A 26,482-nucleotide genomic window follows, 5' to 3' on the forward strand; every position below is an offset into this window, starting at 1 on the left:
TTCAATAATAGTGTCGGCATAAAACTGGCTGGAATAGTGAAAGTTTTCGGGTAGTTTATTGAGTTTTTTACCGTTTTCTCTGTAGGGTGCTTTGGCCTCTGGAGTGGGGGCGTAGGCTGGCTTCATATCCTGAAAGTGGCTGGCGCCGCCGCTTAGCATGGCAAAGCTACGGTCAAAGCCAAACTGAGCTGGGCTGTTGTGCTCATCCAAACCTAGGTGCCATTTACCCGCCATATAGGTGCGGTAGCCTGCGTCTTGTAACAGGCTTGCCACGGTCACCACCCGTTTATTAAGGTGGCCTTCATAACCGGGTTGCCCCATCTGGTTAGGGGCTAGCTCTTCATGCATATTGCCTAAGCCAGCTTTATGATTATCCACCCCAGTTAATAACATGGCGCGTGTGGGTGAACAGGTGGGCGCAGCTTGAAAATTGCTAAAACGTATACCTTGATAGGCCAGAGCATCTAAATTAGGTGTAGCTATTTCGCTGCCAAAACTGCCTAGGTCGGTAAAGCCCATATCATCGACTACGATTAGCAGAATGTTAGGGGCAGTGGTCTCGGGTGCCTGGTCCATAGCGTTAGTCCATGGCGAGCAGAGTAGCAATAGCCACAGCATTTGCTTGAACAGTTTGTAAGGGGCGAGGGTTTTATTCATTGAATACTCACTTGTTATAGCATGCTAATCGATATGTTTATTAGTAATAGTGGCGGAGTTTACATAAAAAAGGAAACCATAGGGTTTCCTTTTTTAGTTGTAATAGTTATTCGATACGCTTAACGCTAAGCGTATCGAAACACCCAAAGTTTTGGGTGAATACGGCTAGCTTAGTCACCAAAGTTATAGGTGGCGGTGATGCCAAAAGTGCGTGGTGGTGCATACACTTCTTGGGTAAAGCCAAAGCCATCGCCTATAAAGACATCCAGTATAGCCAAGTCTAAGTGATACAGGCGATATTCTTCATCAGTGAAGTTTTTAACCCAAGCGCTGTATTTCCAGGCACCATCTTCAGTGGTGTAGGTTACGTTGGCATTACCCACAAAGTAGCCGTCCTCTTTTGATGAGGGGTTGTTGGTACCTTCCAGATATTGCTCGCCGGTATAGGCGCCGTCAACTTGTGCGGTAAATTCACCACCCATGGCTTCCCAGTTGTATCGTACTAAAGCGTTGGCGCTAAATTCGGGTGCATTGGGTAATTCAACATCTTCATGATCTATGCCCAGTGCGGTAGGGGCACCATCAACTTCTGAATCTATCACCGATAAGCCCAGTACTATGTCCCAGCTTTCATTTGGGGTAATAAACAATTCTACTTCACCACCGCGGTTAGTTGCATCGCGGTTAACCACTTGTGGGGTTGCATTTAGCAGTGAGAATTGTTGATAGTCTTGATAATCGTAATAGAACAGGGTGGTGTTGATACGGGCCACGCCGTCTTTTAATGTGAGTTTGCTACCTATTTCGTATGCATGTAAAACTTCTTCATCGTGTTTGAAGTCTTCTACAGTTACAGAGCGGTTAGGTGACCAGTTACCACCTTTGATGCCGCGGTTATACGAAACAAAGTAAAGATCGTCAGCTTCACTGGTGTAGTTTAACTGCAATCTAGCTGCATAATCACCGTAATCTATAGTGTTAACACCCGAGATATCTTGCACTTGTGCTACTGGGCCTAAGCCATCGTCGGATCCGTCAGGGTTGCGTGAATCATCAGTGGTTAACATGTCTATGTCTTTATCATCCTGTGACCAGCGGTAACCCACTATGGCGGTCCAGTTGTAATCAAAGTCATATTCCATTTGACCAAAAATAGACCAGTTGGTTGAGTCTAATGTGGTGCTGGTTACCGCGGTATTATAAGTAGGGGTAATCACATTACCATCGGCTATAGACTGATAGTCGCCTTCTATATCTAAATAGAACAAGCCAGTACTCCAGCGGAAGTCGTCGTGGTCACCAGAAAGACGTATCTCTTGTGACCACTGGCTGTATTCTGCTTCAGTAGAAAAGTCGAATATGGCACCGGTGACTGCACTGGGAGTACCGTCAGCGTCTTCCAAATAAAACTTATCCATTTCCAGCGAGTTGGTGATAGATACTAGCTGCAGGGTGTCAGAAATTTCCCAGGATAATTTACCTGTGATGCTGGTAGATTCACGCTCAAAATAGCCACCATCAGAAAAATCTTCATGGGGGTCTGGGCTGGGGGCGCTAGTGGGTGTTGCTAAACCTAAGTCGGTGACGTCTGCATCTTGGATAACATAGACACCGGTAGGTACATCGCTATCTTCTGAATAGCTGGCAATTAAATCAGCAACAATAGTGTCGCCTATATCAAATTGTAGGGCGCCGCGCACTACATAGCCGTCAGCACCTTGTTGGTCGCGTTGTCCTACTTTGTTTTCTATATAGCCATCGGCTTCTTCCCAGCGTGCTGCTAAACGACCGCGAATACCATCGGCTAAACCACCGCCTACGGCGCCTTCTATAGATTTTCTATCAAAGCTACCCAGTGAGCCTTTGACATAACCGTTTAAATTATCGGAGGAGGCAATGTTAGTTGCATAATGAATCAAGCCGCCAGTTGCATTGCGCCCAAATAGTGTACCTTGTGGGCCACGTAAAACCTCGACCCTTTCCATATCAAAAAGTTGCCCGTTGATGGCGTTCATACTACCTACATAGGCGTCGTTAATATAAACAGCGACAGGGGCTTCTAAGTTATCCTGAAAGTTGTTTTGAGAAATGCCGCGTAAGTTAAAGGCGGTAAATGCTGGGGTAAAAGATTGTAGCTGTAAGCCGGGAACTTGTTGAATAATGTCGGTGGTGTTAACCATACCTAAGGCATCCATTTGATCACCGCTAAAAGCAGAAACCGAAAGGCCTATGTCCTGAATGTTTTCTATACGTTTTTGTGAGGTAACAAAAACCTCTTCCAATACTGAGGCGCTGGCCCCAGTAGATGCGCAGCTTAAGGCGACGAGGCTGGCACTTATTGCCCTGCTGAGGCTGGAACGGTGTATTAATTGACTCATACGGTTTCTCCCGGTTTACCGCTAATAATTAAAACTAAAATTTAATTATCAACAATAGCTAGTTTAGGCTTAGGTATTATTATTTTAGATTTTCCCATGAGGTTTTATTTCTCGTGGCGCCATCTAATTAGTTGTTATATCTATCTTTTCTACCCACTGACTAATTAATTTGTGAACATTTAAATGATCATTAATAGCACAGGGTTAAGTGATATTAGGTCGTTAACAGTGATCTGGGTATCATCTATATTGTTGATTTGATGGAAAGTTTGAAGATTATTTTTGTATATGGATTCAAGCAATAAGTGGGCAATCTTTTAGGTGTTTTTGCGATATTTCTTTCTGTAAATCGGATTATTTTATAAGTCATCTATTTGGATGATATTAATATTTTGGTTGGCTAAGTAATGTTTACTCTGTGCTAGCTACTTATATATCTTTTATGTCTCATTGGCAGCCCAAGCTGCCTTTTTTATACCTGAGAAGATAATGTAAGTGCTTGTTTATTAAAATATAAAAATGTGTTGATAGTGGATTATTGGTTGGCGGCTAATTTATTTTGGCTGCCACATAAACGCCTTACTAGACGCTGTCGAGTTTAATCATAATTGTTACTTAGCAAGCTATATAACGAACACACATAAGGATACAGGTCTCATGAGAAAATACGATGCAATTATAGGTGGCTTTAAGGCAGATTGTGCTGAGTGGCGTGCCGTTATCAACCCCGCAACGGAAGAGGTAGTGGGTGAGTACCCTGTTTGTAGTCAGGAGCAATTGGACAAGGCGGTGGCAGTAGCTAATGATGCTTTTGTAAGTTGGTCAAAAACACCCGATAAAACCCGTGTTGACGCCCTTAATGCCATGGCGGATTTTGTTGAGGCGAATGCCGAAGAATTAGCAAATTTATTAACTCAGGAGCAGGGTAAGCCGTTAAAAGGTGTGGGCTCAGAATTTGAGCTGCAAGGCTGTATTGGTTGGCTGCGTGCTACTGCCGGTATGTCGCTGCCCGTAAAAACCTTAGAAGACAGCGATGAGCGTTTAGCTTTGTTATATCGCAAACCGGTAGGTGTGGTCGCTTCAGTTACACCTTGGAACTGGCCGTTAATGATAGCGATTTGGCATATTGCCCCAGCAATACGTGTAGGCTGTACCGTTGTGATCAAGCCCGCCTCAAATACGCCTTTAAGCACTTTGCGAATGATAGAGATCTTAAACGAGGCGCTGCCTAGCGGCGTGTTGAATATAGTGACGGGTGATGTGGGCCATCAACTACCCAGCCACCCCGGCATTGATAAAGTGGTATTTACTGGCTCTACCCCAGTGGGCAAAAAGGTCATGGCTAATGCTGCCGAGGGCTTAAAGCGTATTACCTTAGAGTTGGGTGGCAATGATGCGGGTATTGTTTTACCAGATGCGAATATTTCTGAAATTGCCGAAGGTTTGTTTTGGGGCGGCTTTATTAATAATGGCCAAACCTGTGGCGCGCTAAAGCGCTTGTATGTGCATGAGTCACAATACCAAGAGGTTTGCGAGGCGTTAACGGCTATAGCCACCAATATGCCCATGGGTAATGGCTTAGATGAAAATAATATATTTGGCCCTATTCAAAATAAAAACCAGTTTAACTTAGTGAGGGAGCTGGTGGATGACGCTAAAGCACAGGGCGGGCGTATTTTGTGTGGTGGCGAACCTCTTGAAGGTAAGGGCTATTTCTATCCTTTGACGCTAGTGGCGGACGTTACCGATGGCATGCGCATAGTCGATGAGGAGCAGTTTGGCCCAGCCTTACCGATTATCAAATATAGCGATGTGGATGACGCCATTAAAAGAGCAAATAGCTCTGATATGGGCTTGGGTGGTTCGGTTTGGTCTAGTGATATAGATAAAGCCAGAGAAATCGCCTGCCAAATCGAGAGCGGCACCGTATGGATAAATAACCACGGCCCAGTGTTTCCGCACATACCTTTTGGTGGTGTGAAGAGCTCAGGTATAGGTGTGGAGTTTGGTATAGAAGGCTTAGAGGAATATACCACTATGCAGTCTATGCATATTCCTAAATAAGCTATCTATACAGTGATTACGCGCCTGAATTGCCGCTATTTAAGGGGTTCAGGCGCGCTGTAGGCAGCATTCTTTTACCAGCAAAAGCTGAAATCTAGCGGCTAAAAACTGGCTATATCATCACTATAAACGATAGGCAGCTGCTGTAAGTTATATATTCTTTAGCTTTACCAGTATGTAAATACGTCACTTCTAATTAGAACGAGTGTAAATATTATGAGTAATTACTCTAAAGATTTTTGGCATCCCATGTCGCATCCCAATGAAATAAAACAGCGTGAGTCTATCCACGTTGTGAGTGGCGATGGTGTTTATATTAAAGATGATAAAGGCAACGAGTTACTGGATGGCGTAGCTGGCCTATGGTGTGTAAACGTAGGTCATAATCGACCCGAAATGAAACAGGCGATTATGAAGCAGCTGGATGAGCTGGAGTACTTTCAGCTATTTGATGGCGTTTCTCATCCGCGTGCTACAGAAATGGCCGCTAAGCTGGTTAAAATGACTGAGCCAGAAAACATGAAGCGTGCTTTCTTCACTTCTGGTGGCTCCGACTCGGTAGAAACTGCACTTAAGCTCGCTCGCCAATACCATATTATTAATGGCCAGCCTGAGCGTAAAAAGTTTATCTCCTTAAGAAATGCCTACCACGGCTTGCACTTTGGTGGTTTGTCAGTTGGCGGCATTAACGCTTTCCGTCGCAATTATGAGCCCTTGCTTAACAATACTGTTAATGTGGATGCGCCTTGGTTGTACCGCAACCCTTGGAACTGCGAAGACCCAGACCAGCTGGCCCAATTGTGTGCCGACCAGCTAGCGCAAGAAATTGAATACCAAATGCCTGATACCGTTGCCGCCTTTATAGCCGAGCCAGTAATGGGCGCCGGTGGTGTAATTGTGCCGCCCGAAAAATATTGGCCATTAGTACGCGAAGTCTGTGACCGCTATGGTATCTTGTTAATTGCTGACGAAGTAGTAACCGGCTTTGGCCGCTCTGGCTCTATGTTTGGCAGCCGTGGCTGGGGCGTAGCGCCCGATATGATGTGTTTGGCTAAAGGTATCTCTTCGGGCTACATCCCCTTGGGTGCGGTAATGATCAACGAGCGCATGGAAAAAGCCTGGGATAACAATGCCGATTTTAACGGTGTGATTATGACTGGCTATACTTACTCGGGCCACCCCGTAGCTTGTGCAGCAGGTATTGCGTCATTGGATATTGTTGAAAATGAAAACCTGCCAGAAAATGCTAAAGTACAAGGTGCCTACTTGTTGAATAAGCTGCAAGGCTTTGCCGATAAGTTTGCCAAAGTGGGTGAAGTGCGCGGTAAGGGCTTAATGCTGGCTATAGACTTAGTAGACGATAAAGTCACTCGCCAGCCTATAGATCCTACTAGTGGCTATGCTAACCGAGTAGCTGATATTGCGCGTGAGCAAGGTGTATTGGTACGCCCTGTGGGCACTAAGATTATCTTGTCGCCACCGTTAACGTTCCAGCAAGAGCACTGCGATAAAATTGCAGAGGCTTTAGATAAAGCATTTAGTACGGTAAAAGACTAATAGGCCTAGTTGCTTTATAGTGAACATATTCCACCGCCAAGCTAGCGCTTGGCGGTGGAATATTAATAATAATTATTAAGTAGAACGAGGGCTTTATGACAGCTTATCTGGGTTCTAAAGAAACGATTATTGATATAAATACACCGAAATCTATTATTGCGGTGTTATTTTTAGCTGTTGCCGGTGCCTGTATGTTCATATTACAGCCGGTTTATGTTCAAGGCCTAGTTGGCTATTTGAAATTTTCGGAAAGCGATGCTGGGGTAATCACCTCGGCTGAAATGTTTGGTTTAGCCGCTACGGCAGTTGTTACAAACTTTATTATTAATCTTGTTAATTGGCGTGTTCTTACCCTAATTTTTATTGCTTTAGCTACGCTGGGTAATGTGTTATCGGTAGGGGTGACAGATATCAATGTGTTAATAATGGCCAGGGTTGTTGCCGGTTTGGGTTGTGGTGGGTTAATTAGCATTACATTTATCATGATGGGATTAACACTGCGTAGCGATAGAAACTTAGCGCTAATAGTTGTTTGTGTGCTTACTTATGGCGCGCTGGGTTTGTTTGTGATGCCTAGTGTGTTTCATCACTTTTCGGTTGATGGTGTGCTAATTTTCTTCTCAGCTTTCTGTGCTAGCTGTTTACTGTTTGTGGGCTATTTGCCATGTAGTCATCAAATGCATGAAGAGGCTGTGACTGAGGCATCTAGCTACTCAATGCCGATAAAGCTTTTATCTTTATTAGGTGTGCTAGCTTACAATTTGGCTATAGGGATTGTTTGGGTTTATATGTTCTTAGTGGGTACGGATGCCGGCATTAAAGAGCAAACCGTGGCCAATGTTTTAACTGTATCTCAAATTTTGGGTATAGCAGGAGCTTTCCTAGTGGTGGTATTTGAGAGACGTTTTGGTCGCCACTTGCCACTGTTAGCTGGGATAGTAGGCAGTGCACTGGCTATAGGTCTATTGTTAGGCAAACCGGATTTTATACTGTTCACCTTGGGTGTATGCGCCTTTAACTTCCTGTGGAATTTTTCTATGCCCTATATTTTTGCGGTGTTAGCAGATTTTGATGCTAGAGGGAAAATGGTCGCTGCAGGGGTTTCTTTGCAGTTAATAGGTTTTGCCTTTGGCCCGGCTATAGCCTCAGCCATGTTGGGCGATGCCAACTACAGCTTGGTCAATTCTATTGCAATAGCCCTGTTCTTACTTTCGGCTGTGTTACTGTTTCCTGGCCTGCGAGTACAGGATAAGCAGTACGCAGCTGCGACTAATGGCTCATCGGTAGCTATGGGTAGTTAATGCACTGCTAAATAATTGATGCTATATAGCAAAACGGCCGCCTCATAAAAATGGGGCGGCCGTTTTTTTTGCTATGTGGCTAGTTAATGAGTTTGCTGGTTTAGCTCACGCAATATTTTTGAGATTAATTCATTGGTAGAGTGCACATCTACCTTTGGGTATATGTGTTGCAAATGTGTGCGTACAGTGGGCAGGCTGATATCCAGTTGCTTGGCAATGGTTTTATTGTCGGCACCGCTGAGAGCATACTCTAAAACATCCAGTTCGCGATTGGTTAAGCCATAATTTTCGGCAATATAGTCTCGCTCTGAGATACGGGCGGGCAGGTAGATACTGTTAAGTGAATACTCTAAAAAAGGTTGTATATTCCGCATGGTTTCTAGGTCTTTGCTATCAAACTCAGCCATGCTCTCATCCCTGAGTAAGGTTAGTATGGCAATAATTTTGCCGTGATTTCTAAGGAATATATCGGCTACATGCACATAGCCATAGGGTTTAATAAAGTCTTGATAAAAAATGGAGTTAATCCATTTGTTATGCGGCATGACGGTGTTGCTGCTAATAACGCTGGTATCGGTATGCTCAAATTTTGAGGGGTGCATAGGGTCTATAAATTCTAATTTATTATAATACTTTTGCTCCATCTCATTTTTTATATTTAAACCCACAAAGCCTTTTTTATGCATATGTGGGTCGGTAATTAAAAAGCGCGCCGCCTTTATCCCTATAAGCTTTTGGGCTAACTCTATACATTGCTTTTGGAATTCATCGGGGAAGTTCATTCGCTTACCTATGGTTATTCTTTGATTTATTTTCCCATGAAGTGTTTAACTTGTTAAGTACATTATGCCCAATTATTTAAGCCTCATGTTAAAGGTAAGTACTGGTTTATAGTTTTACAACACAGATCTATCAAGTGTGGCGTAAACTGTTGTGCGGTTTCGGTATTTTGCCGCGTGTGTGCCCAGCCTAGGTAGGTAAAGCCGCGTGCCATCATTAATTGCGGCAAGTGGGCTAATTTCTCATCGGGCATGGGCCGGTGCTGCCTGTAGCCGTCTATTAGCGCTTGTTTGGCGGTTTCGTAGTTAGGGTCAAATTGAATAAAGTATAGGGCGGTGGCAATTTCAAATAAGTGCCAGCCAAACCCGGCATCATCAAAATCTATGATTTGTACGCTGTTAGCTGTAACCAGCACATTCTCTGGCACCAGATCTGCATGTATCATGCTGTAGTCTTCGGGGCTGGTACTTAGTTGCTTAAGCTCTGCACGTACCGCTTCACGTGCTTTGAGTATCAGGTTGCGTTGCTCTGTGCTCAGTGCTTGTAAGTCCCAAAACGGCCCCCAAAAGGGCTGCTCGCCCACTAAGCCGTCTAAATCCCAGCTGTGCCTTTGGAAGTTTTTGGGCGTGCTCCATTGCGAGGCTTGATTGTGTATTTGCGCGGCTACCTCACCAATGGTGTAGTAGTTTTTGCGTATTTGCTCTGGGCTGTCTGTAAGGCCATCTTCTACTGAACCTATTTGTTTGCCATCCACCCAGCTTAATAAATCTATTTGCCTAGGTTCTGGCACGCTAGCTATAGAGGCTATGGTAAAAAACTCACCATTTTGGGTGGGTATGGCATTGGGTACGTCTATGCCGCAGCCCTGTAGAGCATCCACCCAGCTTAACTCTGAATGTAATGAGGCATTAGAGTGGTAATTAGCTCTGTGTATGCGCAGCGCATATTGCTGATTATCGCGGGTCTCTAGCCTATACACGGCATTCTCGCGATGTTTAATTAGGCTTAATGTGCCTTCTAAGCCCCAGGCGGGCAGTGCGCTATAGGCTAGGCGCAGTAGTTGCTCTTCTTGCTGCTCTAGGCTTTGTTGATAAAACGTATTCATACTATTACCTGCTAATTTCTGTGGTGACACGGCCCTAGAGCTATAGTTTTGAAAATGCCAAATCTAAATTGCTTAGTAATAAATCGGCATGCTCTTGAGCGAAGCAGATAGGCGGGCGCATTTTTAATATATTGTCGTAGCGGCCGATTTTGCTGATGAGTACCCCTTGCTCCTTCATTAGGTTGCTCAGGCGTGCGGCGGCTGCGGTGGCGGGGGTTTTGCTTAATCTGTCTTCGACCAGCTCTACCCCAAAAAACAGGCCGCTACCGCGCACATCGCCAATGATTTGGTATTTTTCGGCCAGCTTGTGTAGCCCTGCTTTGACAATGCTGCCGACTTGCTGGGCGTTTTCTACCAGGCCTTCTTGCTCTATCACTTCTAACACGGCGAGGCCTGCGGCACAGGAAACGGGGTTGCCGCCAAAGGTATTAAAATACATCACGTCGTCGCGGTAGGCATTGCCCATGTCAGCTTTGCAGACAGCGCCAGCTAAGGGGTGGCCATTGCCCATGGGTTTACCTAGGGTCAGTATGTCTGGGGTAACACCGCTGTGTTCATGGCCCCACATTTTACCGGTGCGGCCAAAAGAGGATTGCACCTCATCAAAAATCACAACACCGCCGGCGGCGCGCACCAATGCCGCTGCTTTTTGTAAATAATTAGGGGGTAAGTCGGGCAGGCCCTCGTTGGCAAAAATAGGGCAGATCAACATACCGGCAAAGCCGGTGCCCTCTGTATTAAAATCCGCGATAGCTGTTTCGATTTGTTGTAGGTAGGCGTCGGTAAGGGCCTCGCCGCTAAGCCCGTTAAGCGGCCTATAGCTGTCTGGGAAATCTACCGCTTTAACATAGGGGCCATTGGGCTTGCCGTCATTAAACAGGGTGGCTAGGGCATCTACGGCAGTGGTGTTGCCGTGGTAGGTGGCATTGCTGCAGATAATGCCTTGCTTACCGGTGTGGTGGCGGGCCATGCGCAGGGCCACTTCGTTGGCTTCGCTACCGGTGCAGGTTAAAAACAGCATGGAAAGCGAGTCATCCAGCAGGCCGGTAAGCTTCTCGCCATAATTGACTATGTTTTCATGCAGGTAGCGGGTGTGCACATTGAGCTGGGCAGCCTGCTTGCTAATGGCCTCAACCACATGTGGGTGGCAATGGCCTACATTGGGCACATTGTTGTACACATCCAAGTAGCGTTTGCCATCGGCATCATACAGCCACACGCCTTCGCCCTTGACTATATGCAGTGGCTGGTCGTAAAAAAGCGGGGCTTTTTTACCGATTAAGCGATAGCGGCGCGCTAATAGTTCAGCAGTATTCATGGCATTACCCTTGTTTTTTTAATACGGCTACTCAGAGGCCTACGCTGTTAATCAGCTCTCTATTGAGTGTAGCTAGGATGTTGAATCGTGGGGGGAATAATAGCGGGGAATAGAGCGGCTTAGCTATCCATCTAATGGTGGATAGCGGGGTTTAATGTTGCTGCTTGAGGTCGGAAATAATTAGCGCTAGCAACTCACTGCGGGTGGCGACCGCGGTTTTTTTATAAATATGTATTAAATGGGTTTTGATAGTGGCCAGCTCTACCATTAGCTCGCGGGCGATCAGCTTATTACTAAGGCCCGCAATAATAAGCTCTAACACATCCACTTCGCGCTCAGTAAGCTGGTATTTTTCTTGTAGGGATTGGCGCTCGGCAACGCGCTTGGGCAGGTATACGGCGTTGAGCGCGTATTCAAAAAACGGCTGCAGTTTGTTAAGCAGGGCCAGCTCTTGTGGGTTGAAGTCGCTGGCAGCGGGGGAGCGTATAACACTAATAACAGCAATAATTCTTTGCTGCTGCCTTAGCAATATATCGGCAACATAACGCTGCTGGTTGGGGGCCATAAACTGCTGGTAATACTCGCTGCGGTAAAGCTGCTGCTCGCTGAGCTGGGCGCTTAGCGTTATTACTTTATCGCTGCTGTTGTGAAATTTATCGGGGGATAGCGGGTCTAGGTGACCGAATTTTTTTTGATAATCGATTTCGGTCGCGGGGGAAAGTTTATATCGCACCACGCCCTTGTGTTGTAAGTCGGGGTCGACTAAATAAAACACAGCGGCATCTATCGCAATCAAGCTATTGATTAAATCCAGGCTTTGCTGTTGAAACTGATTGGGAAAATTCGAGCTGCTAGTCATAGATACGCAAATATAATTATTCTTGTGGCTGTCGTGCGAGGTTAATGATAGCCATGATTATCGTTATCCCTGCTCCCGTCAAGGCAACTGCCGCGCAGGCTAGTATTAAGCCTGCTAGGTGTTGGCATAATATTAAGCGCTTAGGCGTTAAACGACAGCGTACCCACATCAACAGCGCTGCCACCGCCATCGGCAATAAGCGTAGTGCCGGTAATAAACGAGGCATCATCAGAGGCTAAAAACTCGGCACAGGCGGCTATCTCTGCCGGCTCGGCCATGCGTTGCAGTGGCAGGTGGCGCAGAGTCTCGTGGGTGGCAGCCTCTACCGAGATGTTTTTTAGGCGGGCCAGCTCGGCCATTTCCTCATTGCTCATGGGGGTTTTTACCCAGCCGGGGCACAGGGTATTTGCGCGTATATTATAAGCGCCGCAATCTACCGCCAGTGAGCGGGTAAGGCCTATCACAGCAGTTTTGCTGCTAACGTAGCTGCACATGCCCTGGCCGCTGCTTAGTGCCGCCACCGAGGCTATATTAACGATGGCGCTGGCGGGGCGCTGCTGCATGGCGGGTATAGCGGCGCGCGCCATTTGCATCACGCCGGTAACATTAATATCAAACGTTTGCTGCCATTGCGCTAAGTCTTGCTCGGTGCTGTCGCCACCGTAAAGCACGCCAGCATTAGAGACCAATATATCCAAGCCACCAAACAGGGCCAGCGCTTTATCCACGGCGGCCTGGCAGTCATCCATCAGCGACACATCACAGGTCATAATCTCGCAGCCTGTTTGCTGCGCGATTTCCTGCAGTGGTTGCAAGCGGCGGCCGGTAATCAAAACTTTGGCACCCGCCTGGGTAAAACGCTGGGTGATGGCCGCACCTATACCAGTGCCACCGCCGGTAATAATCGCAACCTTGCCTGCTAATCGCTGAGTATTCATACTTGCCTACCTGGTGAAAAATAAAGATCAGTATAGGCCGCGTTAACGAGGGTGGGTATCAACCATAGAGATGAGTGGGGGGGAGGGTAATTACAGTCGTTTGTTAAGGCTTTATACATAAATTTGCTAATAATAGTGCTATAAAAAAATACATTATGCCAATAATAGTTAATATTATTGCTGCACGCTTTGCCTTTGCGTCACCTAACTGATCTATGTAGTGATACATTTTATATGAGACTTTTTTCCAGTCATCATCACTTTTCCAGTGGATGCTAACTTCTTCTGGCTTATAAGTTGGTTGGCTGTCTTCTTGGGAGCCGAGTCGAATCGACCTGCGATTGAATAGTACTAATATTGGTAGCGTTGCAGCTATTCTTGCGCCATAGATCCATTCCAAATTACTTAAACAAATTGAACTCAAAAATCCAACTATCCAAATTGCGATAGTAACACAAGTCAATACAGTGATGTTTGTAATGATGCCTCGCATGTGGCCTTAACTCCCGTATTTGGGGCCGTAGTGAAGTGCAGTGTAACGAAGACCCCAGCCCCGCAGAGGCGAACAACATATGCTTGTTAGTTGTTTACTTGCTCGTTGCTTTACCAGCACCAAGACCACCAAAGAATGCCAATAATGCAATAACCATCTTTTCAGCTAGGGCCTCACTGCCTTGGCTTAAAGCGTAAGCTGACAAAGCAAGAATTAGTGCCGAAACACCAAACAAAGCATAAATAGCTTTATTGGCAACGCCAGCAAGGATGCTCGCGCGTTTTGTTGCTTCTTTCTCGGATGTTTCTTGTGCCTGGGCAAATGGAGTTACTACCCCCTGAAGTAAAGTGCCAATGGCATCTAGCTCGCTTGCACTTTGCTCCTTTGTTAAAATTTCGCCTTCTTTAGTTTCTTCGTCGCTCACATTTTCTCCTTGTGATAACTAATGCTTAATTAACCGGCAGCTTTGCAGCAACGAAGTTGCGGAGAAACTGTCCAGTGGAGGCCGCGTGTTTTTGCGGCCGTAACGGTGGTTTAACGAATTGTTATGCATTGTCAGCGCCATACTCGGATAGAAATATGGTGATTTTTTTATGGAGACAAATTTGCGTGATTTCTAGAGATAAGATAGGGCCACTACCACTAGCACCTTCTCGCGGACAGAAACCTATATCATCTATCCACTCTTGACCAGACTCTAGATTTCGAGCATCGGATTTTATCCATCTTTAAAAAACTTGGAATTGGGAGGCTAAGCTCCAGTCATCCTTTGCTAGCTTTAAATAGTTTTCGGATTTATCTCCGATAACTTTTCTAATCCATAACGCCAATGATAGATCTCTCTTTTATTGCATAACACTTTCTTCTTGGGCTGTGGCCCCATAATTATTTTTTGCAGTTAAGATGTCATTCTACCTCTTGAAAATAAAATTAAAACAAAAAATCCAATGACTTATTTACATTTTTGATGATTTCTCAACTCGATAGCTATGAGCAGGCAGTCCATATGTTTTGGCGTTGTAGGTTTGGTATGTCTGCCAATAGCCATATAAATCAATAGCTTGTATGAGTTTTCAATTAATATGAGCTAGTTGTTGCTGAATTAAGTGCTGGCCGTTAGAGCTAGCCATTCCCCCCGTTTTAAAAGTAAGCAACCTAAGTTTACGGTTAGGCTAATTGCTGTTGGAGTCTATAGGCTGCTTGGGATTATGCTGCTATGACGTTGGCGGCTAGAATGCTGTGCCAGTTATATCGGATGCTTTTTAAGTGCGTGTCACTTTAAAGTGCATCTAGTGAAGTGGGGCGATCAGGCACTGGATTTTTATTTTCAAAACGATATTATTTATTGCTTAATAGTTGACGAAATAATAATTAATTTGAACCTGCAGTATGAAGCCTATTTATTCCGCCCTGATTATTTCCCTGTTCCTTACCGCCTGTGCCTTACCTAGCAAACTACAAACAGGCATTATCAATAATGACACCCGCCTTGCGTTGCAAGGGCTTGCGTCAGGGGATGACCCCAATGCGGCGCGTTATCGCTGGACGCCATTGGTAATGGCAGCGGCCAAAGGGCAAACAGAAATAGTCCAAGCCATGCTGCAGTACAACGCCGATATTTATCAAAAGCACTTGGAAAACTACGGTAGCCCTATGCACGCATTTGTGCAGTACCGCCCGTATGACCCCAGCTTGGACTATTGCTCTAGCAGTATTCGCTGCCAGGACGTGTACTATGATGCCGCCTGTGCTGCAGCCCGTAATTCGCATACCGATGTGCTGCAATTGCTGATAGATAAAGGCTTTAATCCACAAAAGGGTACACCGCATACGGCACTATGCGCTATGCAGGCCAATGACCCTGTAGCCTCGCTTAAAATATTGGTGAGTGCTGGCGTAAAGTTGGCCGATATTCCCAATGCTTCTTTAATGCACCAGGCAGCTATACACCCCAGCAGCAGTGCAGAAACCATTCATTATTTAGTGCAGCAAGGCTTGAGTGTTGAAGAGCCCCTGCATAAAAGTATTTTTGATAGAAATCAGGACTGGTCTGCCGGAAAGGGTGTCACGCCACTATTTACAGCGCTCGCTAGTGCTCAAGCCACTAAACGTTATGAGGCGATTAAAGCGCTGCTGGATAATGGCGCGGACCCTAATTACACCTCTGGGCATGGTGATACCGCAGTGAAGATTGCCACAATCATTGGTTGTGAGCCCTGTGTGGTGCAGCTGATGTCTGCAGGTGGTGAAATGTTTACAGCAGAGTGGATTGGCTGGCCTGCTGCTCAGCAGGCAAATAGCTTATGGGCTGTAAAAAATGGAGCGTTTGATGTGGCAATGGCTGGCGGGGCCTTTGATAGTATCAGTCAGTCTAAGCGTGACGCATTGCAACAAAAAGTTAATAAAATAAGGCGGCGCTATCCCGATTTAAGTGTGACTCCAATAACCATTAGCACCGGCAACCCTCAGCAATTTAAGCAATACCAACAACAATATGCCAATTTGCTCCCCAGCGAAGAAGGCAGCATCTTGCGTGAAAAAGATATTAACAAACGCCGTGATCTGCAAAGGCAGCTTAGGTTGCAAAAGCAACAGCGCGAAAAGGTTGAGCGCTTAGCCAGGCAGCACAGGCAGCAGCAACAGCAAGAGGCCGAGTTGGTGGTTGCCTCCTTATTACAACAAAACCCGCCGTTGCAGCAGACCCTGCAAGAGCTGGGTGATAGCTTGGCGTTTTGCCGCTACAGTTACAGTTTGGCCAAGCGTTTGCGCAACGATTATGACTGCGGCTTTATGGCCGAAGGCCGTTACCGTGAATACGGTGAATCAAAAAGTTGTAAACAGGCAGCTCCTGAGCTGGCCGAGCGGGTGAGTGACAGCATTGATTGTGACGGTGTGTATCAATCAAATAATCAGTTACTACGCTCTTTAGCCAATGCTGACCAAAAAAATGTGCTAAGGAAAAAAATACGCCAAGCTGCAACGGGTAAGTGGAACGCAGAAAACGTAAAAGCCTACTACGGCGACCCCGAGGCCAGTTTGGAGCGTATGAAAGCACAAGCCAAGCGGGCCCATGAAAATCAACAAGAGGAAGATTATCAGGCCGCTTGGGCTGGCTTTACTAACAGCCTAAGCACTTCCAGCACCCCAGCTCAGCAACAAATGGCCGCCAACTTTGCCAGCATTAACCGGCAAGTGCAGCAGGTTCTCATTGATCAGAGCATGTTACAGGCGGTGCAAAGGCAGGTAGCACAGAGCCAAGCACAAGCTGCGGTCACTACTGCAAGCGCTCATGTAACTCCGGCAGCTAAGCCCAGCCATAGTAATAGTTTGGAAGCTAACCGCCAGCGTTGTGAGCAGCAGGGCGGCCGCTTTGATGCCAACCGTAATAACTGCACCCTTGTTAATACACAAACGACGGCAATCATTCAGGATTTTGGTGCCAATACGGTTATGCAAAATAAGGCTTCGTATAACAGTGTAGCCGCCACAGCGGGCGCAGGTAGTGGCGCTGCAGGTAACGGTACTCATGCCAACCCCAATGAAAAACAAACTTCTAATAGTCACAGCCAAAGTGGTGCCAATGCTGTGGGTGAAAATGGCACAAACAGCACCGGCAGTAATACCGATAATGCCCAGGATGGCTGGAAGTGGACTACCCGTTTAGATTGCGGCCATACCCATTTTGATGATGTGATGCCCGAAAAAGCCAGTGTCTGTATGAGTGCCAGAAGGCCAGAGTGGCAAATTTTTTGGCAGAACAAGCCCTTGCTGGGAGGTATACATATCGCATTATTCTCTATAGAAAACAAATCGAATGTGCCGTTAAAATTTGAGTTGTATGGCCGTGCAACGGGTGATATGGAAACGAAAGACTTTGAGTGGAATGTTACCGTACCTGCCCAGTCAAAACGCAACTATCACGGTGGCATAGTGCAGATGGAAGAGCCTATACATATGATAGAAGTGATTAACCTAAGATACTTAGAGCCTGTTTTGTAATGCAGCCTTAGTCTAGCTAAAGCGGGTTTGGCATTGGTTTGCTAAAAACTAACACTATTTTTATGATCGAGACTTTATAGGTTTTTTAGCCGTTGTAATCCCAGCTTCACTTAAATAAAACATAGTATCTATTTGCGTGACTATGCGGCGTAAGTAACTGGGGGATATTTGCTGCATGGCGGATAGGGTTTTAATTACCAGCATATGGGCATTGAGTGGCCCCGGTTCGCCTTGGGGTGTTTCGTTAATGACCTGTTTAATAAAGTTTTCGGTGTTCAGTTCGGCTGCGGTTTGCTGGTAAATTTCCATGGCGGTGCGCGGGCTATTGCTGGCGGGGCTGGCCATGAGTTTATCTTCCTGCTGGCGCAGGTTGGCTTCTAAGCTGTTGTTGTGGGGGGCGGCGGTTTGCAGGTTTTTTTCGTGCAGTGCGCGGCTGAGTTCAGCCAGTGCTGAGCTGCTGGCTGCCGGGCTGTTTGCTTTGCTGGGGGCAGCCAGTGATTTTAATTCGCCTATGGCGGCGATGGCTTTTGTTTTTAACGCCAGTTGCAGGGCTTGGTTTTTGCCTTCAGCTTTGCGAAGCAGGGCCTGTATATAAAAAAAGCGCGTGGGGTGGTGTTGATCGTATTGCTCTGTTTTTAGTTGTTGCAGCAGCATGTCGATAAGCTCAGGCTTTTGCTGCAAGTCTTCGGCGCTTAGCATGGTGAGGCTGTCGGCGTTATGGGGCTGATAGTTTTTTGCAGTGCTGTTGTTGCCCGACATTACTTGGCCGCCAATGCGTTGCTGTTTTTGGGCACGGGTGCCATTTCTACGCGGCGGTTTTTAGAGCGCCCGGCCTTATCTTGGTTACTGGCCACCGGTTGCTGGGCACCAAAGGCCGCGGCAAACACCATATTGGCGGGCATGCCTTCTTCTATTAAAGCGCGGGTAACGGTTAAGGCGCGCTGGGCGGAGAGCTCCCAGTTATCGGCAAAGTGTAGGTTGCCTTGTTGTATAGGTAGGTCATCGGTAAAACCGCTAATCATTAAAATTTCGTTGCGCTCGTTTAGGTAAACATTTAAGGGGTTTACCAAGCTGGTGAGTAATTCGCGGCCTGAGTCTTGTAGCTCTGCAGAGTTAGAGGAAAATAACACGCTGCCACTAATACCTATGCGGCCATTGTTAAGCGTTACCCGGCCGGAAGAGAGTGGGCCAGCTAGGGCGGATTCTAACGCCATGCGTCTTTGTTCGGCTTGCTCGCGTTTGCTGATTTCTTCTTCCAGGGATTTTGACAGCTCCAGCTGAAAACCTAATACCCAAATTAAAATTAAAACGAACACGCCTACCAGGCCAGACATTAAGTCGCCAAAAATTGCCCACACCGGTGGGGAGGCATTGTTATGGTCATTAAGTGCTGACATTAAGCAACCTCAGCTTCTGCATTGCTGGTGTTTTTGCCTAGGCCACGTATTTCATCAAACATGGCTTTTTGCGAGACTATGCTGTGGTCGATAATGTCGCGGGCTTGTGCCACATAATAGGCCAGCTGTTCGTCGCTGCGCTGTGAGCTTTGGTTGAGGCTGTTTTCTATGCTGTTGAGGTTTTCAATCAGGCCGCTGTTGGATTCATCAAAACGTTGTACGGCTTGATTAAAGGCTTCAGCCATACTGGCCATTTCCACGGCGTTGCCGCTAAATTCTACTGAGGTGTCGGCCAGGCTGCTAACTTGTTGCTGCACTTGTTGTTGGAATTGCTCGCCCACTTTTTCCAGCATTTGTTCAGAGGCTTGCACTAACTGGGTGATGGCAGCTTGTTGTTCGCTGCTGGAGGCGACTAGCGAGGCAGAGAGTTTATCCAGCTCTAGCATAATGCCGTTGCGCTCTTCTAATAAGTTGTTTTCGCGCTCTATATTTTTGGCGACTTGATCGCGTAATTGTTCTATTACCTCGGCGGCGGCCTTGGGTGTTTTTGAGGCCAGCGCTATAAGCTCAGTCATAGGCTGCTCTAAGCCTTGGCCTAACACATTTAGGTGCTCGGTGACTTTGCTTTCTAACTCGGCTAAGCGTGCTATGGCTGCCTGGCCGCGCTGGGCTTCATCTTCTCGCAGGCTGCTTAATGAGTTGCTCAAGGTTTCGCTAATGTTGTTGAGGCGTTGCTCAAAGCTACTTAGCCACTGGCTCTCGCTATCGCTGCGGGTTTTTACTAGTTCTTCGGTGCTGGCGACTAGTGAGCTGATTTGCGCTAGGTTTTGCTGGGTGTTGCTGCTTAATTGTTCAGCCAGTTGTTCGCTAAGTTCATCGGCGCGCTGTTGGTGCTGGCTTAGCCAATGTTGCTCTGCTGCTGCGCGGGAGTGGATGATTTGCTCTGCGCTGGCCAGTAATTGGTTCATTTGCTCCAGGTTTTGCTGGGCGTTGGCACCTAGTTGCTGGTTGAGTTGTTGATACTGTTGCTCAGCCTGTTGGCGGTAATCGCTTAGCCATTGCTGCTCAGATTGGCTGCGGCTTGCCACTAGCTGCTCTGAGCTGGCGATTAGCTGCGTAATTTGCGCGATAGTATTGGCGGCATGGGCGCTTAATTGCTCGCTGAGTTTTTCGCTGCTGCTGTTTAAGCTATGGGTAATCGCCTGCTGCTGTTCGCGGGTTTGCTGGTTGGCTTGCTGCCATTGCTCATTAAGGCTGGCGCTGCTGTTGGCAAACTCGCTGGCGATACTTTGTACGGTTTCTTTTTGGCTGGTGGTGACTTGTTTTAATTCTTCGACTAGTTGTTGGCTGGCGCTGGTAAATTGCTGGTTAGCTGCTAGGTTGAGTTGCTCAAAGTTTTCTGTCCACTGTTGTAGCTTGGCTTGGTCGTGTTCTAGCTGTTGCTGTTGCCAGTTGCTGCGCAGCTCTGAAAGTTGTTGTTGCACGGTGTTGTTTAAAGTTTGATGGGTGTTGCTGGTTTCGGCTTTAATTTCCGCCATCATATTTTGAATAATGGGTTTAATATTTTCGCCTGCCAGTTTGCCGCTTTCCGCTAGGGTCTGTTTCAGCGAGGCATCAATAGAGTTAGCCAGCTCGCTGTAATTGGCGCTAACAGACTCGTGAAAAGCTTGCTGCTGGGCGGTTAGGCTCTGTTCTATGTTTGCGCTCATGGTGACTAGTTTATCGGCTAACACATTGAGCTTGTCGGCCACATCGGGCAGGGCGGTGGCTTGCACTTGTAGTGCGTTGTAGGTTTGCTGTTTGTTGTGTGCTAGCGAAAAGTTTTTAAAGGCTTTAGTAATTTGGCTGTCTAATTGCTCGGTATAGGCTATGCGCTCTTTGCGGCTAAGGGTAGACATTAAGCCCAGCATGGCTGAGGCGGCAACGCCAGCCACTGAGGTGCCAAAGGCTAAGCCTAGGCCCTGAATCGGGGCGGCTAAGCCTGCGCGTATGGCTTGTAATTCGGTAGTGCCTTCCAGGGCGGTGACAGCGCCTTTTAAGGTATCCACCATACCCAAAAAAGTGCCCAGCAGGCCTAGCATCACTAATAGGCCTATTAGGTAAGGGGTAATAAGTGGTGCCGGTAGGCCGCTGTTTTGGCCTTCTATGCGGGCGCGCACAGGGTTGATTAAATGGCCATCTAATTTTTCTAGCCATAGGTTTAAATTTTCCACCGGCCCAGATATTTGATTTAAGGCCTTGTGTAAGCTGGCTGACTGTTGCCGATACTGAAATAGCTCAAAGGCACCTATGCAATAGGCAAAGGCAATCAGCAGGGTTACCGACAACGCCAGTGCGTTGCTGCCTACAAAGCTGCTGCTCATCCAAATGATGGCTGTAGCCCCTAGCAAAAATGCGGCGGTAAATAAAAATCTAGTCATTGCTTGTGCTTACCTGTTCGTTAACAGCTTCTATTAAGCCGTAAGTGGTTTGTAATCGGGCGTCTAATTCGGCGAGTAATAATTGTTGCAACTCTTGGCAAAAATTACTGATGGCGCTTTCAAAATTATCGTCGCTATGTTGCTGCCAATACTGAAAACGCTGATCTAAATGATTAGGGATGCTGCTAAAACTTCTTTTTATGTGATTGCTCAAAATATCGCTCATGGCGCTGTCTAACGTGCACAGCTGTTTTAAATGGGGCGAAATATCTGCGGCGGCATCTTTAATTAAAATATGCAGCTTATACACTTGCCCGGCTAACTCGGTTTGCACATTAATATAAAAGCGTTTTAAATCGGTCAGCGGTTTTTCGGTGTCTTGATGAATGCTGGGCAGTTGAAATCGGCGTCGGGTTTCGCTGCCATCAAAACAAGCGGCAATAAATTGAACCAGCTGGTTGTGCTGCTCTAAAAATAAATCCTGTATACCTTGGTCGCTGCTAGCTGCTGGTTGCGGTTTAACTTTTAAGGGGGCAGAGGATAAAACCAGCGAGCCGGGCAGGCCTATTAGCTCGCCTACGCGCTCGGCAAAATTTTGCTGTGAGGGTTTGTGCTGGCTGACCCCTAAGCTGCTGAGATAGTTGCTTAGCCTAGATCCTTTGCGGTTGGTATGTAATGCGGGTTTAGTCATATAAAAGAATGATTGCCGTGCCCGCTCTATAGCGATGGGTGGGTTTAAGTGCTGAGTTTAAGTGTGCGGTTAATAAAATCGCTATGGCTGCCTTATGCTAGCGCTGGTTGTTTTTTGTACTTTGGCGGTTTTTTTGGCTGCAGCATTATCGCTTTTTGGCGATGATTATCAAGGGCGTATTTATAGGCTTGGGTTGGCTGAAAAGTGAGCGCAGCACTGGCTGCGCGCTTTGCTGAGTGCGTTCGCCTGTTAAATTCAGTACAATTTGCGCCTTGTTTCTACACGCTATATTAGCTGGCTGATAAATAGCCATGTCATAGCCGCTACTTAGTATTCATGTTTTATAAATTGCTGTGTTTTAACAGCCGCTTAATGGAAGGTATTTCTGCCCGTGAAATTTATAGCTAGCCCAGGTGGGCAACTCTCCGGTGATATTCGTGTGGCGGGGGATAAGTCTATTTCTCATCGCTCTATTATGTTGAGCTCTTTGGCCGAAGGTGTTACCGAGGTGAGTGGCTTTTTAGAGGGCGAAGATGCCTTGGCCACTTTAAATGCCTTTCGAGCTATGGGTGTGCAGATAGATGGCCCGGTGGATGGCAAGGTGACTATACAGGGCGTGGGCCTGCACGGCTTGAAGGCGCCAGAAGGGGAGTTATATGTAGGTAACTCCGGCACCTCTATGCGCCTGCTGGCGGGCATCGCGGCAGGGCAGGATTTTACCGTGACCATGACCGGTGATGTGTCGCTATCCAAGCGCCCTATGGAGCGTGTCGCTGCGCCTTTGCGTTTAATGGGGGTAGAGGTAGAGACCCAAGAGGGCGGCAGGCCGCCGCTGGTTATTAACGGCAAGGGTAAGCTCAAGGCCATACATTATGACTTGCCTATGGCCAGTGCCCAGGTGAAGTCCTGTGTGTTGTTAGCCGGTTTATATGCCGAGGGCGAAACCTCTACTACCGAGCCAGCCCCTACCCGCGACCACACTGAGCGCATGCTTAATGGTTTTGGTTATCCGGTAGCGGTAGAGGGTGCTACGGCCCGCCTGCAAGGTGGTGGCAAGCTTAGCGCTATGCATATAGATGTACCTGCGGATATTTCATCGGCGGCCTTTTTTATGGTGGCGGCGACTATTACCCCTGGCTCGCAAATTATTTTGCAGCATGTTGGCATTAACCCCACCCGCGATGGCGTCATTAATATACTGCGTTTAATGGGGGCGGATATCACCTTATTAAATGAGCGCGTAGTGGGCGGTGAGCCGGTGGCCGATATACGGGTGCGCTCGGCTGAGCTGGTGGGCATTGATATACCCGTCGAGCAAGTGCCGCTGGCTATAGATGAGTTCCCTGTGTTGTTTGTGGCGGCCGCCTGCGCCCAGGGCACGACTACCTTAACCGGTGCTGAAGAGCTGCGGGTTAAAGAGAGTGACCGTATTCAAGCCATGGCCGATGGCTTGCATATTTTGGGTGTTGATGCCCAGCCCACAGACGATGGCATAGTGATACAGGGCAGAGGTGCCGAGGAAGTGGTGTTTGGCGGTGGCGAGATAGAAAGTCATCACGATCACCGTATTGCCATGTCTTTTGCGGTAGCGGGCTTGCGGGCTAGCGAGACTATTACGATTAATGGCTGCGATAACGTGGCCACTTCTTTCCCTAATTTTGTTGCCTTGGCGCAAAAGGCCGGTTTTAAACTTGAGCAGGTTGATTAGGCCCATGGCAGAGCAAGGCGAATTTAAACAGATTGTAACGGTTGATGGCCCCAGTGGCTCGGGCAAGGGCAGCTTATGCCAGCTGTTGGCCAAAGAGCTGGGCTGGCATTTATTAGATAGCGGCGCGCTATACCGCATAGTCGGCTTGGCCGCGCAGCAGCAGGGCGTTAGCTTTGATGATGAAACGGCGTTGGCGCAGCTGGCGGCTAATTTACAGGTTGAGTTTAAACCCGGCGCGCCCGGCGAGCCTGCGGCAGTATTGCTGGAGGGTAAAGATATTAGCCAGCAGGTGCGCGCCGAAACCACTGGCGCCTTGGCCTCTAAAGTGGCGGTTTATAACGGCGTGCGCGACGCCTTATTGGCTTTGCAGCGCAGCTTTGCCAAAGCGCCCGGTTTGGTGGCCGATGGCCGCGATATGGGTACGGTGGTTTTCCCCCATGCCCCCACTAAAATTTACCTCACCGCCAGCGCCGAAGAGCGCGCCAATAGGCGCTATAAACAGTTGAAAGCCGCTGGCCAAAGTGTTAATCTCGCCGCGCTTTTGGAAGACATCCAAGCCAGAGACGATCGCGATATGAATCGCGCCGTCGCTCCGCTAAAGCCTGCAGTTGATGCTGTCGTAATTGATAGCTCTGTAATGGGTATTAATGATGTTTATAATCAGGTGATGATTGAGATCAATAAATCTCTTTAAGTGGCTGAGTATCAAAGGTTTTTTAACTTCTACGTTTATGGCGAAATATCAGCTTGTAGCCGCTACGTAGGTTTTATCAAAATGGCCCATGTGTGCTGATCATGTGGAGAGCGCAAATTACTCAAGCCCCTAAGTGGCTGATAATCACTGCGTTTGCTAAATAAAGAGTATTCCTAATGGAAAATTTTGCTGAATTATTTGAAGAGTCGTTAACGACTCTTAACATGAAGCCTGGTTCAATCGTAACCGGCGTAGTTATAGACATCGACAGTGACTGGGTCACAGTACACGCTGGCTTAAAGTCTGAAGGTGTTATCCCCCGTAGTGAATTCCTAAGCGAGAGCGGTGAGCTGTCTCTAGAAATTGGTGACGAAGTTCAAGTTGCCCTAGAAGCAGTAGAAGATGGCTTTGGTGCCACTAAACTGTCTCGTGAAAAAGCCAAACGCGCTGAAGCTTGGAAAGTACTTGAAGCTGCTTTCACTGCTGAAGAAGTGGTTAAAGGCGTTATCAACGGTAAAGTTAAAGGCGGTTTCACCGTTGACGTTAACTCTATCCGTGCTTTCTTACCTGGTTCATTGGTTGACGTTCGCCCTGTTCGCGAAACAACTCACCTTGAAGGTAAAGAATTAGATTTCCGCGTAATTAAATTAGATCAGAAGCGCAACAACGTTGTTGTTTCTCGCCGCGCTGTTCTTGAAGAAGCTAACTCTGCTGACCGTGATGCATTGCTTGCTACTTTACAAGAAGGCCAAGCGGTTAAAGGTATCGTTAAAAACCTAACTGACTACGGTGCTTTCGTAGACTTAGGTGGTGTAGACGGCCTATTACACATTACCGATATGGCTTGGAAGCGCATTAAGCACCCAAGTGAAATCGTAAACGTTGGTGACGAAATCGACGTTAAAATCCTTAAGTTTGACCGCGAGCGTAACCGCGTATCGCTAGGTCTTAAGCAATTGGGTGAAGATCCATGGTTGGCGATCACTGGTCGTTACCCAGAGGGTGCCAAAGTTAAGGCTAAAATCACTAACTTAACTGATTACGGTTGTTTCGCCGAAATCGAAGAAGGTGTTGAAGGTTTGGTTCACGTTTCAGAAATGGATTGGACTAACAAAAACATACACCCATCTAAAGTTGTTAACTTAGGTGATGAAGTTGAAGTAATGGTATTGGATATAGACGAAGAACGTCGTCGTATCTCATTGGGTATCAAGCAGTGTCAAGAAAACCCATGGGATGTATTCGGTCGTGAATTCAACAAAGGCGACAAAATCTCTGGTGCTATTAAGTCTATCACTGACTTCGGTATCTTCATTGGCTTGGACGGCGCTATCGACGGCCTAGTTCACTTGTCTGACATCTCTTGGGATGAGACTGGCGAAGAAGCCGTACGCAAGTACAAGAAAGGTGACGAAATTGAAACTGTTATCCTTTCTGTAGATCCTGAGCGCGAGCGTATCTCTTTAGGTATTAAGCAATTAGAGGAAGATCCTTTCTCTGAGTACCTAGCCGAGAACGACAAAGGCTCAATTGTTAAAGGTACTGTTAAAGAAGTCGAAGCTAAGTCTGCGGTTATCACCTTAGCCGAAGGCATAGAAGGTACTTTAAAAGCCTCTGAAATCAGCCGTGAAAAAGTTGAAGATGCACGCAATTCGTTGAAAGAAGGCGAAGAAGTAGAAGTGAAGATCATTTCTGCTGATCGCAAGAATCGCGCAATTGCCCTGTCTATCAAAGCGAAAGACATTGCTGAAGAGAAAGAAGCGGTTAAGTCACATAAAGATGCCGCTCCAGAAGCTGCACCTACGACTATCGGTGACTTGATCAAAGCACAAATGAACAAAGACTAATATTTGATAGCTCTTTGAGTCATTAAAAAGCGCCTAGGCCCAAACCTAGGCGCTTTTTTTATGTCTGCAGCTTCAGTGCTGGCTAAATATCCACTATATTTCCGTTAAAAGTTGATTTTTAAGGCTTTTTTTGTTGATTTAGGCCTCAAATCACAGAAACAGGCTAGCGCTATGGTTTTTCTGTGCTAATCTTCACTTATCTAAAATCTGTTTAGAAACAATTGCTTAGGGCTAATGTTAGGATTCAATAGGGTGCAGACATAATGTCGGCTCCCG

General features: G+C 47.0%; 20 protein-coding genes. 7 read left to right on the plus strand and 13 right to left on the minus strand.

What is annotated here, in order from left to right; translation table 11 throughout:
- Positions 1 to 657, minus strand: a 657-nt coding sequence (locus tag NO559_RS02435) for a sulfatase-like hydrolase/transferase (protein ID WP_258330197.1), incomplete at its 3' end; no start/stop codon positions are given.
- Positions 658 to 827: 170 nt separating this feature from the next.
- Positions 828 to 3,035, minus strand: coding sequence for a TonB-dependent receptor (locus NO559_RS02440; protein ID WP_258330198.1), 2,208 nt, complete (start codon positions 3,033 to 3,035; stop codon positions 828 to 830).
- A 657-nt stretch (positions 3,036 to 3,692) separates the two neighbouring features.
- Here NO559_RS02440 and NO559_RS02445 point away from each other — a divergent pair.
- From NO559_RS02445 to NO559_RS02455, 3 genes are all read left to right on the plus strand, one after another.
- Entirely contained in the window at positions 3,693 to 5,099 is a 1,407-nt protein-coding gene (locus tag NO559_RS02445; RefSeq protein ID WP_258330199.1) for an aldehyde dehydrogenase family protein, read from the plus strand.
- Between the two features lie 216 nt (positions 5,100 to 5,315).
- Complete coding sequence (locus tag NO559_RS02450; RefSeq protein ID WP_258330200.1) at positions 5,316 to 6,656, plus strand: aspartate aminotransferase family protein; 1,341 nt, start codon at positions 5,316 to 5,318, stop codon at positions 6,654 to 6,656.
- Between the two features lie 95 nt (positions 6,657 to 6,751).
- Complete coding sequence (locus tag NO559_RS02455; RefSeq protein WP_258330201.1) at positions 6,752 to 7,957, plus strand: MFS transporter; 1,206 nt, start codon at positions 6,752 to 6,754, stop codon at positions 7,955 to 7,957.
- Between the two features lie 83 nt (positions 7,958 to 8,040).
- On the opposite strand, the gene NO559_RS02460 is transcribed toward NO559_RS02455, so the two are convergent.
- The 7 genes from NO559_RS02460 to NO559_RS02490 all read right to left on the minus strand — a co-directional run bounded on the left by NO559_RS02460 (position 8,041) and on the right by NO559_RS02490 (position 13,874).
- Complete coding sequence (locus NO559_RS02460) at positions 8,041 to 8,739, minus strand: LuxR C-terminal-related transcriptional regulator (protein WP_258330202.1); 699 nt, start codon at positions 8,737 to 8,739, stop codon at positions 8,041 to 8,043.
- An 83-nt stretch (positions 8,740 to 8,822) separates the two neighbouring features.
- Positions 8,823 to 9,842 (minus strand): phosphotransferase enzyme family protein, encoded by a 1,020-nt coding sequence (locus NO559_RS02465; protein ID WP_258330203.1) that lies wholly within the window; start codon positions 9,840 to 9,842, stop codon positions 8,823 to 8,825.
- 40 nt (positions 9,843 to 9,882) lie between these two features.
- Entirely contained in the window at positions 9,883 to 11,160 is a 1,278-nt protein-coding gene (locus NO559_RS02470; protein WP_258330204.1) for an aspartate aminotransferase family protein, read from the minus strand.
- Between the two features lie 151 nt (positions 11,161 to 11,311).
- Positions 11,312 to 12,019, minus strand: coding sequence for a helix-turn-helix transcriptional regulator (locus NO559_RS02475; RefSeq protein ID WP_258330205.1), 708 nt, complete (start codon positions 12,017 to 12,019; stop codon positions 11,312 to 11,314).
- Between the two features lie 140 nt (positions 12,020 to 12,159).
- Positions 12,160 to 12,957 (minus strand): SDR family NAD(P)-dependent oxidoreductase, encoded by a 798-nt coding sequence (locus NO559_RS02480; RefSeq protein WP_258330206.1) that lies wholly within the window; start codon positions 12,955 to 12,957, stop codon positions 12,160 to 12,162.
- A 103-nt stretch (positions 12,958 to 13,060) separates the two neighbouring features.
- Positions 13,061 to 13,450 (minus strand): hypothetical protein, encoded by a 390-nt coding sequence (locus NO559_RS02485; RefSeq protein ID WP_258330207.1) that lies wholly within the window; start codon positions 13,448 to 13,450, stop codon positions 13,061 to 13,063.
- A 94-nt stretch (positions 13,451 to 13,544) separates the two neighbouring features.
- Complete coding sequence (locus NO559_RS02490; RefSeq protein WP_258330208.1) at positions 13,545 to 13,874, minus strand: hypothetical protein; 330 nt, start codon at positions 13,872 to 13,874, stop codon at positions 13,545 to 13,547.
- A gap of 965 nt (positions 13,875 to 14,839) precedes the next feature.
- Between NO559_RS02490 and NO559_RS02495 the strand changes: the two genes are divergently transcribed.
- Positions 14,840 to 17,449 (plus strand): ankyrin repeat domain-containing protein, encoded by a 2,610-nt coding sequence (locus tag NO559_RS02495; RefSeq protein WP_258330209.1) that lies wholly within the window; start codon positions 14,840 to 14,842, stop codon positions 17,447 to 17,449.
- Between the two features lie 60 nt (positions 17,450 to 17,509).
- Here the strand turns inward: NO559_RS02495 and NO559_RS02500 are convergent, their stop codons facing one another.
- From NO559_RS02500 to NO559_RS02515, 4 genes are read right to left on the minus strand one after another with little or no spacing between them, the layout of a single operon-like run.
- Entirely contained in the window at positions 17,510 to 18,208 is a 699-nt protein-coding gene (locus NO559_RS02500) for a DUF2894 domain-containing protein (RefSeq protein ID WP_258330210.1), read from the minus strand.
- Positions 18,208 to 18,846, minus strand: a complete 639-nt coding sequence (locus NO559_RS02505; protein ID WP_258330211.1) for an OmpA family protein — start codon at positions 18,844 to 18,846, stop codon at positions 18,208 to 18,210. Before NO559_RS02505 ends, NO559_RS02500 begins: the two co-directional genes overlap by 1 nt.
- Positions 18,846 to 21,266 carry a hypothetical protein gene (locus NO559_RS02510; protein ID WP_258330212.1) on the minus strand — a complete coding sequence of 807 codons (2,421 nt, stop codon included), beginning with the start codon at positions 21,264 to 21,266 and terminating at the stop codon, positions 18,846 to 18,848. The genes NO559_RS02505 and NO559_RS02510 overlap by 1 nt, the downstream gene beginning before the upstream one ends.
- Positions 21,259 to 21,957 (minus strand): DUF3348 domain-containing protein, encoded by a 699-nt coding sequence (locus NO559_RS02515; protein WP_258330213.1) that lies wholly within the window; start codon positions 21,955 to 21,957, stop codon positions 21,259 to 21,261. Before NO559_RS02515 ends, NO559_RS02510 begins: the two co-directional genes overlap by 8 nt.
- A 391-nt stretch (positions 21,958 to 22,348) precedes the next feature.
- On the opposite strand from NO559_RS02515, the gene aroA reads away from it, so the two are divergent.
- The 3 genes from aroA to rpsA all read left to right on the plus strand — a co-directional run bounded on the left by aroA (position 22,349) and on the right by rpsA (position 26,206).
- A complete protein-coding gene (gene aroA, locus NO559_RS02520; protein WP_258330214.1) occupies positions 22,349 to 23,665 on the plus strand; it encodes a 3-phosphoshikimate 1-carboxyvinyltransferase in 1,317 nt (438 codons plus the stop codon).
- Between the two features lie 4 nt (positions 23,666 to 23,669).
- Positions 23,670 to 24,359: a (d)CMP kinase gene (cmk, locus tag NO559_RS02525; RefSeq protein WP_258330215.1), complete on the plus strand. Its 690-nt coding sequence runs from the start codon at positions 23,670 to 23,672 to the stop codon at positions 24,357 to 24,359.
- Positions 24,360 to 24,535: 176 nt separating this feature from the next.
- Positions 24,536 to 26,206: a 30S ribosomal protein S1 gene (gene rpsA / locus NO559_RS02530; RefSeq protein WP_258330216.1), complete on the plus strand. Its 1,671-nt coding sequence runs from the start codon at positions 24,536 to 24,538 to the stop codon at positions 26,204 to 26,206.
- The last annotated feature ends 276 nt before the right edge of the window (positions 26,207 to 26,482 follow it).

Origin of the sequence: Dasania sp. GY-MA-18, assembly GCF_024734385.1 — a bacterium.
GTDB classification, from domain to species: Bacteria; Pseudomonadota; Gammaproteobacteria; order Pseudomonadales; family Dasaniaceae; genus Dasania; species Dasania phycosphaerae.

Excerpts from the sequence above, each read along its gene's own strand:
- NO559_RS02440 (WP_258330198.1), bottom strand. The coding sequence starts at position 3,035 with ATGAGTCAATTAATACACCGTTCCAGCCTCAGCAGGGCAATAAGTGCC.
- NO559_RS02445 (WP_258330199.1), top strand. The coding sequence starts at position 3,693 with ATGAGAAAATACGATGCAATTATAGGTGGCTTTAAGGCAGATTGTGCT.
- NO559_RS02450 (WP_258330200.1), top strand. The coding sequence starts at position 5,316 with ATGAGTAATTACTCTAAAGATTTTTGGCATCCCATGTCGCATCCCAAT.
- NO559_RS02455 (WP_258330201.1), top strand. The coding sequence starts at position 6,752 with ATGACAGCTTATCTGGGTTCTAAAGAAACGATTATTGATATAAATACA.
- NO559_RS02460 (WP_258330202.1), bottom strand. The coding sequence starts at position 8,739 with ATGAACTTCCCCGATGAATTCCAAAAGCAATGTATAGAGTTAGCCCAA.
- NO559_RS02465 (WP_258330203.1), bottom strand. The coding sequence starts at position 9,842 with ATGAATACGTTTTATCAACAAAGCCTAGAGCAGCAAGAAGAGCAACTA.
- NO559_RS02470 (WP_258330204.1), bottom strand. The coding sequence starts at position 11,160 with ATGAATACTGCTGAACTATTAGCGCGCCGCTATCGCTTAATCGGTAAA.
- NO559_RS02475 (WP_258330205.1), bottom strand. The coding sequence starts at position 12,019 with ATGACTAGCAGCTCGAATTTTCCCAATCAGTTTCAACAGCAAAGCCTG.
- NO559_RS02480 (WP_258330206.1), bottom strand. The coding sequence starts at position 12,957 with ATGAATACTCAGCGATTAGCAGGCAAGGTTGCGATTATTACCGGCGGT.
- NO559_RS02485 (WP_258330207.1), bottom strand. The coding sequence starts at position 13,450 with ATGCGAGGCATCATTACAAACATCACTGTATTGACTTGTGTTACTATC.
- NO559_RS02495 (WP_258330209.1), top strand. The coding sequence starts at position 14,840 with ATGAAGCCTATTTATTCCGCCCTGATTATTTCCCTGTTCCTTACCGCC.
- NO559_RS02500 (WP_258330210.1), bottom strand. The coding sequence starts at position 18,208 with ATGTCGGGCAACAACAGCACTGCAAAAAACTATCAGCCCCATAACGCC.
- NO559_RS02505 (WP_258330211.1), bottom strand. The coding sequence starts at position 18,846 with ATGTCAGCACTTAATGACCATAACAATGCCTCCCCACCGGTGTGGGCA.
- NO559_RS02510 (WP_258330212.1), bottom strand. The coding sequence starts at position 21,266 with ATGACTAGATTTTTATTTACCGCCGCATTTTTGCTAGGGGCTACAGCC.
- NO559_RS02515 (WP_258330213.1), bottom strand. The coding sequence starts at position 21,957 with ATGACTAAACCCGCATTACATACCAACCGCAAAGGATCTAGGCTAAGC.
- cmk (WP_258330215.1), top strand. The coding sequence starts at position 23,670 with ATGGCAGAGCAAGGCGAATTTAAACAGATTGTAACGGTTGATGGCCCC.
- rpsA (WP_258330216.1), top strand. The coding sequence starts at position 24,536 with ATGGAAAATTTTGCTGAATTATTTGAAGAGTCGTTAACGACTCTTAAC.